Here is a 16,861-nt window from a genome sequence, read left to right as displayed (position 1 = left end):
CGAAGACCTCCATTATATGGTCCGCGGATACCTGCCCCGATAACAGACAGAAAAATAAACGGATGGATGAGGTGGATGAAAAGACGGCATCGAATAGTCTTGTTTGCGTGGATTGGGCTGACGGCTTTCGCATTAGCAGTCCCCTCCCGCACTTACAGGTGCCTGACTCCGCTTGACTATGATTTCAATCAGGACTGTGCGGTGAACCTGGAGGATTTCGCTCTGCTGGCCGCCGAATGGCTTCAAACACAGCAGAAATCCCATCTGGAATTAATGACTCCGCAATGGCTCTCCTCCGTTCCGAACGTTGGGGCTTATCTGCCCTATCTTGAATACGAAGCGGAAAAGGCCCAAACCAATGCCTCGATCATCGGCCCCAACCGTACATACCTGACGCAGGCCGCAGAGGCCTCCGGACGCAAAGCCGTCAAACTCACGAATACAGGCCATTTTGTGGAGTTCACCCTTGCGGAACCTGCCGATGCTATGGTCATTCGCTTCTGCATCCCGGACTCTGCCGACGGGGCCGGCGCACAGCACACGCTCAGTCTTTATCTGAACGATATTCATCACAGAGATTTGCCCCTGACATCCGCTTACAGCTGGGTGTATGGGGCTTATCCCTACACCAACAATCCGGCAGACGGAAGCCCGCACCATTTCTTCGATGAAACCGCCGTCCTCTTTGAAAATACTCTTTCTGCCGGGACCCGTATACGTCTTCAGAAAGACACCGGCAATACGGCTTCCTACTACTTGATTGATTTGGCGGATTTTGAACGGGCGGATGAACCGCTGCCGAAACCGGAGGGTTTCCTTTGTCTGACCGATTTCGGGGCAGCGCCGGATGACACCCTCGACGATACCGATGCCCTTCGAAATGCTGTAACTGAAGCACAATCTCAAGGCAAAGGACTTTGGATTCCCCCCGGCCGGTTCCGCATTACCGACCGCGTCAACCTCGAAAACGTCACTCTTCGAGGCGCAGGAATATGGCATACTGTTCTCGAAGGATTGAACTGCCGGCTTTACGGCCGAGGCGGCACCATTATCCTGTCCGATTTCAAAATTGACGGCCTCAGCACCTATCGAACCTCCGGCCAGCGCACCGGCATCGAAGGACGATTCGGCCCGGGCTCACGCATCGAACGGGTTTGGATAGAACACACCGAAGCCGGCATCTGGATCAGCGGTCCCAGCGACGGACTGACTATTACCGGCTGCCGCATCCGAAACACATTCGCCGACGGCCTGAACCTGGCCTTCGGAGTCACCAACACTGTCGTGGAACACTGTTCTGTCCGGAATACGGGCGATGACGGTCTGGCTATGTGGTCTTATACGCAATGGGGACCCGGTCCCAATCAGAATAATCTGTTCCGAAACAACACCATTCAGCTGCCCCTGCTGGCCAACGGCATCGGCCTTTACGGCGGCACGGCCAACGCCGCCGTCGGCAACTGGATTCGCGACACCGTCATCAACGGGGCCGGCATCCAGATTGCCAACCGCTTCTCCTCCTATCCCTTCGCCGGAACAACCCTCATTCAAAACAATCGACTCGAACGCACCGGCAGCCGCAGCATCGATTACAATATTAACGTTGGAGCTGTTTGGCTGTTTGCCTGCGACGGAGACATCACCGCTCCAGTCCTGGCCGCATCCAACCAGATCCTCGACAGCACGTATCAGGGCGTCCTTCTGAGCGGTTCCTCTGCCGCCAGACAAATTACCCAAACCCGCTTTGAAACCGCCCATATCGAAACAGCCGGTACCTATGGTCTTGAAATCTCCGCCGCGGGCAGCGGATATTTCGAATACGTCACCGTCCAAAATGCAGCCGCCGGAGGGCTGCTTCAGAACAATCCGAACTTTCAGATTACACGCGGACCCGGAAATACAGGATGGTAGCCGATTCATAAAAAAGATATAATCAGAAACCATTAAGGAAAGGGTGAATCTATGAAAAAAGTCAATGCAATCCTCTTACTGGTAAGCATCTTCTTTCCTGCCGTTCCCCTCAAGGCCCTAACGCCCTCCCTCGACGGAATCTTAACGGAATGGACAGGCCCGGACGTGGTTTTTCTGGGCAGTCAGCTAAGTATCGGAACAGGCCAATACACCCTTCTGGCAACCTGGGATACTGTTAATCTGTATCTGGCGGTGGATCGAAAAACCACAGGCCGCTATTTGGGCGATACGGCAAATACAAATGACTCCTTCTTTGTAGCCATTGACATTGACGGCCAGCCCAACAGCGGCGGTACACAGGATGGATACGGCATCCTGTATTTCTCCGGTTCGATGCGTCCGGACTTTATTTACTGTTATGCCGGCGGTTCAGGCTGGTATGAAACCTGCAACTGGACCGGCAGCGGATGGAACTGGAGAGGATGGACGAATTCCGGCACCTATTACGGCTGGGCCCCTTCCAATCCCGATGATGAACTGATTATACCGCTGTCAGCCATCGGCGGCTCGCCGAACGTCCGGATTTGGGCCTGGATGACCCGCGAAGGCATCTATGATACCGTGGACGCCTCCTGGCCCGCCGGTGTCACAGGATACCGACCGACCTTCGGAGACGGCATCATCATCCGCCCCGGCGCCCTTCGTGTGGCCTACAATCCTGACCCCTCTCACAACGCACAGGAAGTCCCTGTCAGCGGTCTGGTTCTTTCCTGGAATATTCCGACGGACCCGAACGGAATGGCCGATCCTAATCTGGTTGGATTTAAGGTTTATATCGACACCGACTCCGACCCGAACATGGTCTATCAAGGCACCGTCACCTCCTGGGACAGCCAAACGCTTCGCGCCTCCTTCCCATTCAATTCCGCTCAAAAAGACACAACTTACTGGTGGCGCGTCGATACCGTGCTGGACACCGATGAAATCTTTGCGGGTAACGTTTGGGTCTTTTCAACCGAACTGAGCTCTCCGAAAATCACCGGTCAGCCTGCTTATCAGGTCGTCCCTGCCGGCGGAACCGCCGTCTTTACCGTAACGGCCTTCTCTCCTTCACCGGAGACCTATCAGTGGTATAAGGCCGTCGAAGGCGGCCCGGACATCGCCCTCACAGAAGGCGGCAAATACTCCGGCACGCAAACCGCTGTTTTGTCCATCGCAAACACCCAGCTGTCCGACGAGGGCCGCTATTACTGCATCGTCAACAATGAATCGAATATTCCGGTCGCTTCCGAAGAAGCTCTTCTGGGAATCCGACGCCGCATCGCCTACTGGCCGTTTGAAGGCGGAAACCCCAACAGCATTGTTCCCGGCAGCCCGGTCTCTATTTTGTACGGCGACCCTGCTTTCACAACGGGAATCGTCGGAAATGCGATGGAGTTTGATGCCGATGCCGATGCACAGGACCTCCTCTATACCAATCCGGAAGAGGTCTCCTATTTTGACATCTGCAATCATTCTCTGACGGTTGCCTGCTGGATTAAGGCATCTTCCGCCGCCACCTGGGGACCGATGGTTGCCCGAAATGGCGAATTCGGCGAGGGCTGGCAGCTGCGGCACAGCGGATTTACGCTCGACCGGGTCTGCCTGACCACCCGCGGAACCGGCAATGATGAAGGGACCCCCACCAACCGAACCGTCTATGACGGGCAGTGGCACTATGTTGTCGGCACATTCGACGGTGCCGTAAAGAAAGTCTACATTGACGGGGTTCTCAGCCGCGTTCACAGCGCCGATGACGGCTCTATCATTCAGGAATTTGATGCCGTATCCGGACGAATCAATCCGACCGGCTCGCCTGTTTCTCTGGCCGGACGGGTTCGCGGAGACACCGTCGGCGGGCTGATTATTGAGGGCTTTTCCGTCACAGCGGGCATCCTCGATGAAGTCGAGATTTACAACTACGCCCTCGATGCCGCAGAAATCGCCCAAAAGTATGCCGACATCACCCGTACATCAGTCTGCCCGGCACCGCTTCAGCATGACCTTAACGGCGACTGCCGCATCGATTTGGATGACCTGGCACTTTTGGCTTCCAAATGGCTGCTTGATACAAGCATCGCTCCGCAAAGTTAATGTCTGAGGAAATGGGATGGGGCTGTCCGCATCTTTCAAGGTGCGGACAGCCCGCGAAAAAATATCGTTTAACTTTTTTGAGAGGATGGGAAAATGAAAAAAGGAACGTGGATGATGGGTTTGGTATGTTTGCTGACGGCCGCTGTACCCGTTTCGGCCTTCACACCGGTCTTGGATGGAATTCTGAATGAATGGACAGGTCCCGGAATTGTCAATCTGGGCACACAGCCCGGCATCGACACGGGCACCTATGCTCTGCTGGCCGGCTGGGACGACAGTAACCTCTACATCGCTGTCGATCGCAATTCGACCAACCGCTATCTCGGCGATGACTACTGGGCTCACGATTCGTTCTTCTTTGCCATTGACACCGACGGCATCGCCGGCAGCGGCGCTTCGCAGGACGGCTACGGCATCCTGTCTTTTGCCGGTACCATGCGGCCTGACTTTATCTATTGTTATGCAGGCGGTGCGGGCTGGTATGAAACCTGCAATTGGACCGGCACGTACTGGAACTGGAACGGCTGGACTAACGCCGGCACCTATTACGGCTGGAACGAGGATTATCCCAACGATGAAATGACCATTCCCCTGTCTGTCATCGGCGGCTCCCGCCAGGTGATGGTCTGGGCGTGGATGACCCGCGAAGGCATCTATGACACCGTTGATGCCTCCTGGCCCGCCGGAACAACCGGATACCGCCCTGTGTTCGGGGACGGAGCCATGATACCTGAACCGGCAAGTTTAACCCTGTTCGGACTTGGCGGTCTGCTTCTGGCCGTACGCAGGAAAAAATAATCTTGTTATATGCTTTTCCCCTTCCCGACTCCTTTTGTCGGGAAGGGGATTAACAAAGAAAACCAACTGAAAGGCATTTGGAAATGCCCAAAAAGAGTGTTTGTCTGCGTCTGCTTCTTTTGTGGCTGACAGCTCCCTTATGGGCCGCTGTCCCCTCCACACGTCCGGGCATGGGAGCCATTCCCTATGCTACCGGCACCACCTTCCGAGTTTGGGCACCGAACGCCTCCTCCGTAGCCGTCGCCGGCAATTTCAATAACTGGAGCACCACCGCAAACCCTCTGGCCTATGAGGGTAACGGCCTTTGGTCCGCCGATGTCGAAGGAGCCGCCCTTTACCAGCAATATAAATATGTCATCAACGGTTCTCTCTGGAAAATCGACCCTCGCGCTCGGGATGTTGTAAGTTCCACCGGCAACGGAGTCATTGTAAGCACCAGCCATACCTGGAGCCCCTTTACCCTCCCGCCCTGGAACGAAATGGTCATTTATGAGCTGCACATCGGGACCTTCCATGATACCCCCGGCGGCAGCCCCGGCACCTGGCTGTCCGCTATCGATAAACTCGACCATCTCCAATCGCTCGGAATCAATGTGATCGAGCTTCTGCCTGTCGCGGAATTCCCGACCGATTTCTCGGCCGGATACAATCCATGCAATCTCTTTGCACCTGAAAGCGCCTATGGCACCCCCGCCCAAATGCGTCAGTTCATCGATGCCTGTCACCAGCGCGGCATCGCCGTCCTTCTGGACGTCGTGTACAACCACTGGGGACCAGCGGACCTGGGATATTCTCTCTGGCAGTTTGACGGCTTCAGCACCTATCCGGACACCGGCGGTATTTATTTCTATGAAAACAACTTTCGCTATACCCCCTGGGGGGACCGACCCAATTTCGACAGCGGACCAGTCCGTTCCTTTATTCGCGACAATGTGATGTACTGGCTGACCGACTTCAACCTCGACGGCATCCGTATGGACGGCACCGCCTACATTCGCGAAGTGGACATCGGCGGCCCTGAAATCCCAGCCGGATGGTCCCTGATGCAGTGGATTAATAACGAAATCGACGCCGCCTTCCCCGCCAAAATCTCCATCGCCGAGGATATGCGGGACAATGACTGGCTTACCAAACCCGTCGGCGTCGGCGGAGCCGGTTTCGATTCCCAATGGGATCCCGGCTTTCATCACAAAGTCGTCGCCGCCCTCGAAACCGCCTATGACGACTACCGCAATATGTGGGACATCCGCGATGCAATTGCGCATCTGTACAACGGATGGGACACGCAGCGGGTCATCTATACCGAAAACCACGACGAGGCCGGCTCCGCCAGCGGAAAATCCCGCGTCCCGACACGAATCTGGCCCGAATATCCCGACAGCTACTATTCCAAAAAACGCTCGACGCTCGGCGCCGGTCTGGTTCTGACCAGTCCCGGCATCCCGCTTCTTTTCATGGGCCAGGAATTCCTCGAAAGTGGTTCCTGGAACGACGGCACCCCGCTGGACTGGAGCAAAAACACAACCTTTGCAGGCATCCGGCAGCTTTATACAGACCTGATTTCTCTCCGCCGAAACCGCACAGGCCTGACGAAGGGCCTCATGGCTAAAAATGTCAATGTCTTTCACGTCAACAACTCCGCCAAGGTTATCGCTTTTCACCGCTGGTGGAACGGCGGACCGCGGGATGATGTCGTCATCGCCGCCAACTTTTCCTATCAGGGCTTCCCCAACTACAACATCGGCTTTCCCCGCCCGGGACGCTGGCGAGTCCGCTTCAACAGCGACTGGAACGGCTACGACACTGCCTTTGGAAACTGGAGCACCCTGGATGTTTTGGCGTCCGCAGGTCCCAAAGACGGACTGCCTTACAATGCCGACATCAGCATCGCCCCCTATTCTCTGGTCATCTTCTCACAGGGTACAACGCCCGACCTGAACAATTCGGGGGCGGTGGACTTAAACGACTGGGCGCTCTTCGCCGACCGATGGCAGTCTGACTGCGAGCCGTGGGATGCCTGCGGCGGGGCTGATTTCAATCTGTCCGGACGGGTCGATGTGGAGGATTTGGCTTTCTTTGTTCAGCATTGGCTTCAGCAGTAAAAGACAGCAAAATGGATGGTCTCCGTAAAAAAGGATTGGAATCTATGAACCCCAAAATGCTTTCCCTGCTTATTTTTTCGGCCTTTCTTTCCTTCGCTCCCGCACGCGTTCTCTGGGAGGAATCGTTCACGCAACCTGATTCATTTCAGGTTTCCGAACAAGCCCAATGGATAGACGGCAGTCTGGATTTCCCGTTTCATCAGGAAACCGGCGGCCGACTGCGGCTGAAAGACGGCAATCAGGGAATTACATTTCCTGCTGATTTTCTCAAAGACATTCCGCCCGGACAAACTCTTTACATCAGTTTCCTGCTCCGCAATCTGACGGACAGCAATAAAGAAAAATACGCAGGACTCTTCTTCTATCAGGATGACCGCGAGCTCTTCGGCGTCGGCAACGACTGGGCTTCCGACCATTTCGCTTATTGGAGTTCTGACGGACGAGGCGTTCCTATCGGACAGATTCCCACAACTGTAGACAAACACGTCCACCGGATTGTTCTGCGAATCCGGCAGAATCCGCAGGGCCCCGAACAAATCCGAATCTGGCTCAATCCCCTCGACGCCCGACCGGAAAACTCCCAGCCCTCCAATCTCATCAGCGACCTGGAACAGGAATTATTCTTCAATCAAATCCGCCTGCGCACCGGAAATCAATCCAATACCTGGGAATTCGATGAGCTGCGCATCGGAACCGATTGGCAGTCAGTCACCCGTCCGGACAACGGCCCCGGAGAATATTTTTCAGAACTCCTGAAATCAGCCGATATCCCGGGCAAGTCCGAAAAGGTCGCTCCCCAAATCGCCCGCTTCTGGCCGAAAGGAGCCGATGAATCCAAAGCCCTGCCCTCCTTCGCTCTCGAGAAACCGCGTCCTTCCATCGGTACACTTGCCTCTGATTGGAAAGTCAGACCGAAGTTTGCACATGTCGATGGACGAAAATACGTCCTGGTCGAACTGTCCCCCGACATCGACCTGTACGGCACCGGCGAGGTCACCGGACGTCTCCTCCGCAACGGCACGCAAATCGTCCTCTACAACAAAGACAATTACGGCTACGGCAAACCCGATCAGCTTTATCAGTCCCACCCCTGGGTCTTGGCTGTCCGTCCGGACGGCTCGGCCTTCGGTGTCCTCTTTGACACCCCCTGGCAGGCCCGGCTGGACTTAAGAACCGGCATCGTTTTTTCCGTGCCGGCTCAGGCCCCCGACTTTCCCGTCTATGTCCTCGAGGGACGAACCCCCCAGGAAGTCCTGCAGCATCTGGCCGACCTGACCGGACGGATGCCGATGCCCCCGCGCTGGGCATTAGGGTATCATCAGTGCCGCTATTCCTACTACCCCGACAGCCGCGTCCGTCAAATTGCCGAAACCTTCCGTGCCAAACAAATCCCCTGCGATGTTATCTGGCTCGACATCGACTATATGGACGGCTTTCGTATCTTTACCTTTGATTCTTCCCGCTTCCCTGACCCCAAAGGCCTGAATCAGCATCTTCACACTCTCGGCTTTAAAACCGTCTGGATGATTGACCCGGGGGTCAAATATGAACCCGGCTATTTCGTCTATGACAGCGGAACCCAAGAAGACATCTGGGTCCTCGATGCCGCCGGAAAACCCTTCGTCGGACCGGTCTGGCCCGGGAACTGCGTCTTTCCCGATTTCACCATGCCCAAAGCCCGCCGCTGGTGGGCCGCTTTGTACAAAGACTTTCTCGAGATGGGCATTGACGGCGTCTGGAATGATATGAACGAGCCGGCCGCCTTCAACGAGACAGGAACCATGCCGGACAACTGCTTTCATCGCGGCGGAGACAGCCTGCCCTGCGGCCCCCACATCCAATACCACAATGTCTATGGAATGCTGATGGTCAAGGCCTCCCGCGAAGGAATCCTTCAGGCACGGCCCGACAAACGCCCCTTCATCCTTTCCCGAGCCAATTTCCTCGGCGGCCATCGCTACGCCGCCACCTGGACCGGCGACAACAAAGCCGTCTGGGAGCACTTGAAATGGTCGATTCCGATGTCCCTGAATCTCGGCCTGTCAGGCCAACCCTTCAGCGGCCCGGACATCGGCGGTTTTGACGGCAACGCAACGCCGGAATTGTGGGCACACTGGATTGCTGTCGGGGCCTTTTATCCGTTCAGCCGGGCCCATACCGTCAAGGAGTCCAACGACCAGGAACCCTGGTCTTTCGGTCCGGAAACGGAAAAAGCCGCCCGCATCGCCCTGCAGAGACGGTATCGCCTGATGCCTTACCTGTACACCCTCTTTTACGAATCGCACAAAACCGGCCTGCCGGCGGCTCGCCCCGTTTTGTTTGTCGAACCTGAAAATCCATCCCTTCGAACGGAAGATCAGGCCTTTCTCCTCGGCAGCGACCTGCTGGTGATTCCCCGCTGGGCCGTCAACCCCTCCCTGCCTGCCGGCATCTGGCGAACCGTTTCCCTGGTAGACGGTGACGCCGCCGGCAACCCGTACCAATGCGAACTGAAGGTTCGCGGCGGAGCCATTTTGCCGCTCGGAAAAGTCGTCCAGAATACCGATGAAAACTTTTTGGAGGAGCTGACCCTTCTGGTTTGTCTCGATGAGAACGGAACCGCCAAAGGCACCCTTTATGAAGATGCCGGCGACGGCTGGGAATTCGAAAAAGGACAATACCTGCTCACAGAATACACCGCCCGCCAGGATGGGAAAACGGTCTCGGTTCAAATCAGCCGTCAGGAAGGGCAAAGGCCGCGGCCTCTGCGAAAGGTCAGTGTGGAACTGATAACGGAAAAAGGTATCCAAAAAACTCAAGGAGATGAAACAAAAACCATCACCCTAAATCTGGATGATTAATTCCTCTCAATAATCCACATACTTCTCTCCGCGGCTGTCCGTCCCGGGCCAGTTCAGACGGATATCTGCTGTGGACCGTTTATACAGCCAGCCTGACTTGCCGTCCGCTTTGGATTCAAACGTTTCGCTGTCGCCAACGTAGGCAATCGTCTTCAGATTATTAAAAGGATTTTTCGGAAGACTTTTCAAATAAGGTCCATATAAATAAGGAGCCGTCGGCACCGTATCAGTGCGGGCCATCCCCTTTTCATCGGAAGTCCCAATTATCTGATTATCAATAGGTACCGAAATCATACTGACCGGCCCCTTTACATACCCCGGGGCCAGTCCACCGTGCTGCATTTTGTACAATTCTATCTGCGTTCGCCAGATTTGAAGCGTATCCTTCGCCGTGCTTTCCTTGGCCGCAAGGGTCTGCCCGTGCATCTGGGGAATCACTATCGCCGCAAGAATGCCTAACACGGCCACGACAATCAGCACTTCCAATAAGGTAAACCCTTTTGAGGTCATTCTTTTTTCCCAAAACAGGCAGAGCATCTTCCCGAAAAGTATCGGCAAATCCGCAGAGGGGCTTAAGAAAAAGCCAACGTGTCAGGCCCGATAACAATAGGGAAAAACCTGAATCTATTGGGTAGAGTTACAGATTTGCATCGATAGGTCTAAAAAGTTAGTCCGGCTGCTCCTGAAGAAGAGTAATAATCTCTTCTTTTACCGGCAGGGCGTCCTGCAGACCGAAGCGGCTGCGGGCCAAGGCCTCCGCCGCCACTGCAAAACGAGCCGCTGACAGAGGATTGTCACCGGTGGCATAACAGGCCGCCAAAGCCCCGCAGAAAGCATCTTCACAGCCGGTATAGTCCACCATTTCAGTTGCGATGCCCTTTATCCAGTGAGTCCCCTGACGGTCCACCAGCAAAGCCCCGTGTGTGCCCAGACTAATCAGAACATAGCCGGCCCCTTTGGCCACCAGTTCGGTCGCAATAAACTTGATATCCTGTTCGCCGCTTGCTCCCAGTTCCGTCCGGCTCCACAGCCCCGCAAAACGCAGAACCAGAATATCCGCATTGTAAAAATCAACCGGCCAGTCAATCGCGTGCACCACCCCGCGGTCGGGAATCGGAAGATTGACCTCAAGAATTGTCCGCGTCTTGTGAATCTGGGCACATCGGACAGCCGCCACAACGGCTTCCGGCGAAAAACTGTCGTGAATCAGACACACATTGGCCGAACCGATGGTCTGCTCCGCCGCCGCATATTCTATCTCATCCCGTCCGAACACCTTATTGGCCCCCGCTGAACGGCAGGAACGATTCGCCCCCCGTCCGTCGACCAGCGTCAGGATAATCCCCGTACTGATGGCCGGTGACGCATACAGCAAATCCGTCGAGACTCCATACCGGCTGAGGTTTTGCTTAATCATCTCCCCAAAGCAGTCTTCTCCGATCCGTCCGAGGACAAACACATCGCACCCGCAAAGGGCCGCCTGTATGGCCCGATTGACCCCCGGCCCTGTCGGGACACACGTAAAGCCCATTCCTTCTTTGGTTTGCCCGGGTTCCGGACAGGAATCGCACTTGACAGCCATTTCTACATAAGCAGGACCAATGATGACCACCTTGGGAATCCGTTCTGCCATCGCTTATTCCCCTTTCCCTTCCAAACACATCAGATGGTAAAGTATATCTTTTCTCCAATTGAAAGGAAAGTTTTTTATAGAATGCCGGCTGAATTCCCGAGAATACACATCCTTAATCGGACTCTCCCTAATCAATCACCGCCTCCTCCTGAAACGCGGGCACATGAATATCCCAACCTGTTTTCTCTGTTAGATACGTTTTAAAGTTTTCTGCACTGTCTTTTTCACCGTGAATCAAAAAGACCTTTCGGGGGCTTTTTTGCAGTTTTTTTAGCCACTCGAGAATCTCCCGTCGGTCCGCATGGGCGGAAAAGCCATGAACCCTCACAACCGCCGCCTTCACCGGCAGCATCTGTCCCAAAATCCGCACCTCCGGCTCCCCATCGAGAATCTTCCGCCCCAGCGTTCCCTGCGCCTGGTACCCGACAAAAAGAATCGTGCTCTCCGGCCGGCTAATGTTGTTGACCAAATGATGCTTGATGCGTCCGCCCGTGCACATCCCGGAGCCGGCAATAATCATAACCGTGCCTTTAATGTGATTGATCGCCTTTGACTCCCGCGGCGATTCGATCAATTTCAGGCCTCGAAAGCTGAACGGCGATTCATGATTCAAAACCAGCCGGGACATTTCACTGTCATACAGGTTGGAGTATTTCTCAAAGACCCGTGTCGCACGCACGGCCATTGGACTGTCCAGAAACGTCATAATATGCGGAATTCGGTCCTCCAAAAGCAGCTGATTCATATAGTACAGCACCTCCTGGCTTCGTCCGATGGAAAAACTGGGGACAACCAGATTGCCGCCGGCCTGCCAGGTTCGATTGACCGCCGCCTCCAGCTGCCGTTTTGTATCCTCCGGAGTCTGATGCTCGCGGTCGCCGTAGGTGGACTCCACCAGAAGATAATCCGCCCGGTCAAACGTTTCCGGGTCGCGCAGAATCGGTCGGCCGATGCGTCCCAAATCCCCCGTATAGACAAGCGTCCGGCATTCACCATGTCGACAGACCGCTATCCGAATCATCGAGGCCCCCAGAATATGTCCCGCCTCGTGAAAATCCGCCTCCAGCCCCGGCCCCAGCCGAATCGGCTCATGAAACGGCAGCGGACGAAACTGCTGAAAGCAGGCCTTCGCTTCTTCCATCGTATAAAGCGGCTCAACCGGGCGGGGCGGTGTATAGCCGGCCTTGCGGTGCCGTTTTCGCTTGAACTCGGCATCTTCTTCCTGCAGCTTGCCGGCATCCAGCAGAACAATTTGGGCCAGTTCCGCCGTTGCCTGCGTGCAGTAAACCGGCCCTCGAAAGCCCTCCTTAACCAGTTTCGGCAGAAGCCCGCAGTGGTCCAGATGCGCATGCGTCAAAAGCACCGCTGACAGCGAAGACGGCTCAAATCCGAAATCCTCCCAGTTGCGGTTCTGATACTGGCGTTCCTGATACAGTCCGCAGTCAATCAGAACCTTCGTGCCGTCAAACTCGAGCAGATGACGGGAACCGGTCACGTTTCCCGCCGCCCCCAAAAAACGTAGACGAATTCGTAACCCCTCCGCCGTTTCCTTCCGCTTCCACCTGAAAAAGGATGCAATTCCCATTTGCGACCGCCGCTCCTGTCAACTCAAAAATTTAGTAAGAGTTGTAATTTTACCCATCTTCATCATTCTTTTCAAACCTCAACTGCTGAAATCCTGAAGATGAAACCATTTGGCCCCAATGGAGAAAACCTGTTTAACCCAGACGGTTTTTCAGGAGAAGCAGGGCCTGCTTGGCTATGCTTTTGCAGATTCTGGGCAGAGTAAAGCGAAGCGGCGTCTGCTGAGCAAAGCGAAAATCCGGACAGGGCGTCTCCGGCAGAGGGTCTCCCAGCACCGTTATCCTTTCCGGAGATGGGCAGCCGAAATTTATCGCCGCGGCGGTTCGAAGAATCGGCAGGGACATCGGCTCCAGACCAACCAGCCGACAGCAGGCATATTCGCAGGCAATCGGGTCTGTACCGCCGATGAAATACCCCAAATGCCGGGGGGTTCCGCTGATAGGCCCCTGCCCCTCCATTGCAATAACCGCATCCACCAGATTGACTGCCGGCGCCAAGTACCGGTAAATCCCAAGCAGCAGACGGCAGAAGGCTTCTGCATCGCCGCCGCGGAGAAAATGCCAGAGGGGTTTCTCCTTGCCGACGACGCAGCCGAACATATTTTTGACGGCGAAGGTTGCGCCCAGCTGCTGATGCATTTTGAATTTGGGGACATTGAGGATGACATCCGCCTCGAGGGCGGCGCGGCTTATCCCGACGCTTACCCCGTCTATCTTGACCCGCACGGCCCTATCCAGCTGCACCATCGGCACCTGCATCGAATCGAGCACGGTATCGATTTGCAGGGCCTTCAGGCACGCGCGGACATCGCCCCAGGCGGGTGAATCGCCGACCATCGGTTTTGCTCCCGCCTCTTTCATCATCTGAGCAAGCGTAACGATGACAGCCGGATGGGTTTGGGCCGCCTTGTCCGACTCTGAGGGCACAATCAGATTGGGTTTAATCAGGACCCGGTCGGACGGCCGGACAAATTGTCCGATTCCGCCCGCCAGATTCCAAAATCGTTCGAGGGCTTCTCGAACCTCGGAAGCTTCATACGAGCTGCATCGGCACAGAACAATAGGATAACCCGAAGCCGCGGAATGCTGCTGATAGGCCCTGTCTCTGTCCGCCGACATTTAGTCCCCCGCCTTTTGACAGACAATTAAAAAAAGCAGCATCCCCGGCTCTTTGGCTGTCGGGGCTGAAAAGAATCGGCTGAAGACACTCATCTCTTCGGGTTTGGGCGAGGCCAGTACGAGCAAATCTCCTTCCGTCATGGAGGTCAGGAGCCGGCCTTCTCGAAATGACAGATTCTCGAAAAGGGAAATACCGGCTCGTCCGTATCCGGCTGCGGCGGGCTGAAAAAGAGGTTCAATTCGAACGGAAACAAAGCCTCGCTGAGGAGTATCGGGTCTGGCGCGAAGTGTCAAAGACATCCGGCCTCCGGGGACCTGCTTGCCGGCGGGAATCTTATCCGTCCCGAAATAGAACAATGTCTGACCCGCTTCGACCGGAAAACCGGTAATTTCTTCCGGATAATCCTGAAAGATCAGAAGCTTCTTCGTCCCGAGCCGTTTGGCCCCGATTTGCTCGAGAGCTGACAAAACGGCCGGGGCCTGGTCATAGGAACCCGCTGCAGCCCACAAACCGTTGGATTCAAAGGCCGAAGGGTCCGAAAAGGTGATTCCTTTGGAGGACAGCATCGGGAGGAGGCGGGGCAGGTCCTGCATCTTATCCAGCGGAACCCGCCAGACAATTACGGCGAAGGCCGACTGCACCTGGACTGACGGCTGCTCCTGCGGGGCCAAATCCGTAATTTTCAGACGGGGCAGCGGAGCCGATGCGGGATTTTGAACGGCCGGAGGTGCTTGACAGCCGAATCCAAGCCAACCCACAAACCAGAGAAAAAGAAAAGTGCTGAACTTCATAGCCGCCCTGCTCTATCTGTCCCGGTACCGCCGAATCTTCAGCAGATAATCCAAATATTCCGTCGGCCCGAGGGGCTGATACTCCGCCATCGCATAGGGAGTCCCGTCCGGCTTAGCCAGATAGAGAGTCGGAAAGAGATTTCGAAAACGGTATCGCCGAGCCAGCTGCTGATTTTGCTTGCGGATTTCCTCCGACTGTTTGGACGGGTCATTGGGAAAGTCAACCAGCATAAAGACAAAATATTTTTCCGCTTCTTTGGCAAAGGCCTCCTGGGCGAAAACATCTTTTTCCAGCCGAATGCAGAAAATACACCAGTCAGAGCCCGAAAAATTGATAAGCAAATCCTTGTTTTCCTTCTGGGCGGCGGCCAGGGCCTCCTCGAAATTGGTGTACCATCGTACCCCTGTATGGGCGGGTTCAGCCCCAGACTCGGGCTGAGGATTCTCCTGAGCCGTAGCCGGCCGCGGCTGCCCGTCAGACTGGGTTGAAGCAGATGAAGCCGGTTGAGGAGAATTCACAGAAGGTTGTTTTTTACATCCGCCGACCGCCGCCAATCCGGCCGCACAGACAAGCAGAATCCATCTTATTCCGGTACGTGATTCCATCGTGCCCTCAGTTCTGTGAACATTTTCAAAAGATTTCCATTCGCAAGAAACAGGATTATAATCTCTTAGCCCCAAAGAGCAAAGGGTTCAAAAAATCTCAAAAAAACCATTGTAGACATACTTTCACAAAAAACCGATATTCTCAACAATCGTTTTCTTGACGTCTTCTGTATTTCCAGTACAATATCATTCAGTCAGTTGTTTCTGTGAAGCAAAAGAAAGGACTTTTTATGCAAATTATGGCTTTTATAGGCCAGTGGGAATGGGCGGTTATCCTGATTATTGCGGTGCTTCTATTCGGTCGGCGTCTGCCGGAGATTGCCCGCAGCATCGGCAGGAGCATCACGGAATTCAAAAAGGGCATCAAAGAATCTGAAAATGAAATTCATAAAGCCCTCGAAGATTCCGACAAGACGGCGGAAAAAAATCTGCCGAAAAATTCCGCCCAGTAATTCCGCAAAACAATTCGGATATCGAGACCTTTGACAGTCCGCAGCGGATGATGCGGGCTGTTTTTTTATCCCCGCCGCCGCCAAAAACGGCAGACCAGCATCGCGGCTTCATAAAGTAAATAAAGCGGAACAGCCAGGGCAATCTGCGTAATCACATCCGGCGGTGTAGCAATCGCTCCAATGACAAAGGACGCCAAAAAAATATACCGGCGGGCCTTTTGGAGCGATTGCAGAGAAATCAGGCCCATTCGCTCCGCAAACACGATAAAAATCGGCGTTTGAAACGTCAGCCCGAAGACCACAGAAAGCAGCAGAATAAAGGACACATAATCCGACAAAGAGGGCTGATAGCGGATATACTCCACACCGGCGTTAAACTGAACGAAAAATTTCAGGGCAATCGGTGCAATTACCAGCAAAAAAAACAAAACCCCGCCGACAAAAAGAACCACACTGATCGGGGCAACGACATAAACATAGCGCCGTTCGTGACGATACAGCCCCGCCGAAACAAAGGCCCAGATTTGATAAAAAACCCATGGAGAAGACAAAAGCAGCCCCAGCACAAGAGAGGCCTTCAGGTAAACCAAAAACGGCTCGGCCACTTTGATAGCCTGAAGCGACGGCTCCAGACTGGACGTTTTCATCGCCTGTTCAAAAGGAAGCAGTATCAAATGCAGAAAGGCCCGTCCCCAGAACAGGGCAATTCCCATCCCGACGGTCAGACCTAAAATAGCCAAAATAAGCCGCGCCCGAAGCTCCTCGAGATGGTCGCCTAAACTCATGGACTTGAGTTCTTCTTCCTGTTCCATTCGATTTTTCCTCTTGTCCCGTCTGAAACGAAAGCCAGTTTATCTGTTTTTTCCCGTCTGTAAATCCCTTTTCGAAAAGA

The 16,861-nt window shown here is 54.7% G+C and carries 13 protein-coding genes; 6 read left to right on the top strand and 7 right to left on the bottom strand.

Features of this window, described 5'->3' with window-relative positions; genetic code table 11:
* Positions 1–75 precede the first annotated feature (75 nt).
* The 5 genes from PKY88_05165 (at position 76) to PKY88_05145 (ending at position 9,784) form a co-directional block, all read left to right on the top strand.
* Positions 76–1,911 carry a right-handed parallel beta-helix repeat-containing protein gene (locus tag PKY88_05165; GenBank protein HOQ04583.1) on the top strand — a complete coding sequence of 612 codons (1,836 nt, stop codon included), beginning with the start codon at positions 76–78 and terminating at the stop codon, positions 1,909–1,911.
* A gap of 51 nt (positions 1,912–1,962) precedes the next feature.
* Positions 1,963–4,044, top strand: a complete 2,082-nt coding sequence (locus PKY88_05160) for an immunoglobulin domain-containing protein (GenBank protein ID HOQ04582.1) — start codon at positions 1,963–1,965, stop codon at positions 4,042–4,044.
* 93 nt (positions 4,045–4,137) lie between these two features.
* Complete coding sequence (locus tag PKY88_05155; protein ID HOQ04581.1) at positions 4,138–4,842, top strand: PEP-CTERM sorting domain-containing protein; 705 nt, start codon at positions 4,138–4,140, stop codon at positions 4,840–4,842.
* A gap of 83 nt (positions 4,843–4,925) precedes the next feature.
* A complete protein-coding gene (locus PKY88_05150; protein HOQ04580.1) occupies positions 4,926–6,944 on the top strand; it encodes an alpha-amylase family glycosyl hydrolase in 2,019 nt (672 codons plus the stop codon).
* A 44-nt stretch (positions 6,945–6,988) separates the two neighbouring features.
* Positions 6,989–9,784, top strand: coding sequence for a glycoside hydrolase family 31 protein (locus tag PKY88_05145; GenBank protein ID HOQ04579.1), 2,796 nt, complete (start codon positions 6,989–6,991; stop codon positions 9,782–9,784).
* 6 nt (positions 9,785–9,790) lie between these two features.
* Here PKY88_05145 and PKY88_05140 read toward each other — a convergent pair whose 3' ends face one another.
* From PKY88_05140 to PKY88_05115, 6 genes are all read right to left on the bottom strand, one after another.
* Complete coding sequence (locus PKY88_05140; protein HOQ04578.1) at positions 9,791–10,294, bottom strand: prepilin-type N-terminal cleavage/methylation domain-containing protein; 504 nt, start codon at positions 10,292–10,294, stop codon at positions 9,791–9,793.
* Positions 10,295–10,451: 157 nt separating this feature from the next.
* Entirely contained in the window at positions 10,452–11,417 is a 966-nt protein-coding gene (locus PKY88_05135) for a PfkB family carbohydrate kinase (GenBank protein ID HOQ04577.1), read from the bottom strand.
* A 127-nt stretch (positions 11,418–11,544) separates the two neighbouring features.
* Positions 11,545–13,002, bottom strand: coding sequence for an MBL fold metallo-hydrolase (locus PKY88_05130; protein ID HOQ04576.1), 1,458 nt, complete (start codon positions 13,000–13,002; stop codon positions 11,545–11,547).
* 133 nt (positions 13,003–13,135) lie between these two features.
* The gene (locus PKY88_05125; protein ID HOQ04575.1) at positions 13,136–14,119 is read right to left on the bottom strand and encodes a DUF362 domain-containing protein; all 984 of its coding nucleotides are present in this window, start codon (positions 14,117–14,119) and stop codon (positions 13,136–13,138) included.
* Positions 14,120–14,911, bottom strand: a complete 792-nt coding sequence (locus PKY88_05120; GenBank protein ID HOQ04574.1) for a hypothetical protein — start codon at positions 14,909–14,911, stop codon at positions 14,120–14,122.
* 12 nt (positions 14,912–14,923) lie between these two features.
* Positions 14,924–15,517, bottom strand: a complete 594-nt coding sequence (locus PKY88_05115) for a thioredoxin family protein (GenBank protein HOQ04573.1) — start codon at positions 15,515–15,517, stop codon at positions 14,924–14,926.
* A gap of 239 nt (positions 15,518–15,756) precedes the next feature.
* Here PKY88_05115 and PKY88_05110 point away from each other — a divergent pair, with 239 nt between their 5' ends.
* Positions 15,757–15,969, top strand: a complete 213-nt coding sequence (locus tag PKY88_05110) for a twin-arginine translocase TatA/TatE family subunit (GenBank protein HOQ04572.1) — start codon at positions 15,757–15,759, stop codon at positions 15,967–15,969.
* Positions 15,970–16,034: 65 nt separating this feature from the next.
* Here PKY88_05110 and tatC read toward each other — a convergent pair whose 3' ends face one another.
* Positions 16,035–16,781: a twin-arginine translocase subunit TatC gene (tatC, locus tag PKY88_05105; GenBank protein HOQ04571.1), complete on the bottom strand. Its 747-nt coding sequence runs from the start codon at positions 16,779–16,781 to the stop codon at positions 16,035–16,037.
* Between the last annotated feature and the right edge of the window lie 80 nt (positions 16,782–16,861).

Source organism: Anaerohalosphaeraceae bacterium, assembly GCA_035378985.1.
Lineage (GTDB): Bacteria > Planctomycetota > Phycisphaerae > Sedimentisphaerales > Anaerohalosphaeraceae > JAHDQI01.
Note: the sequence above shows the minus strand (reverse complement) of the source record. Positions and strands in the feature narration are given on the sequence as shown.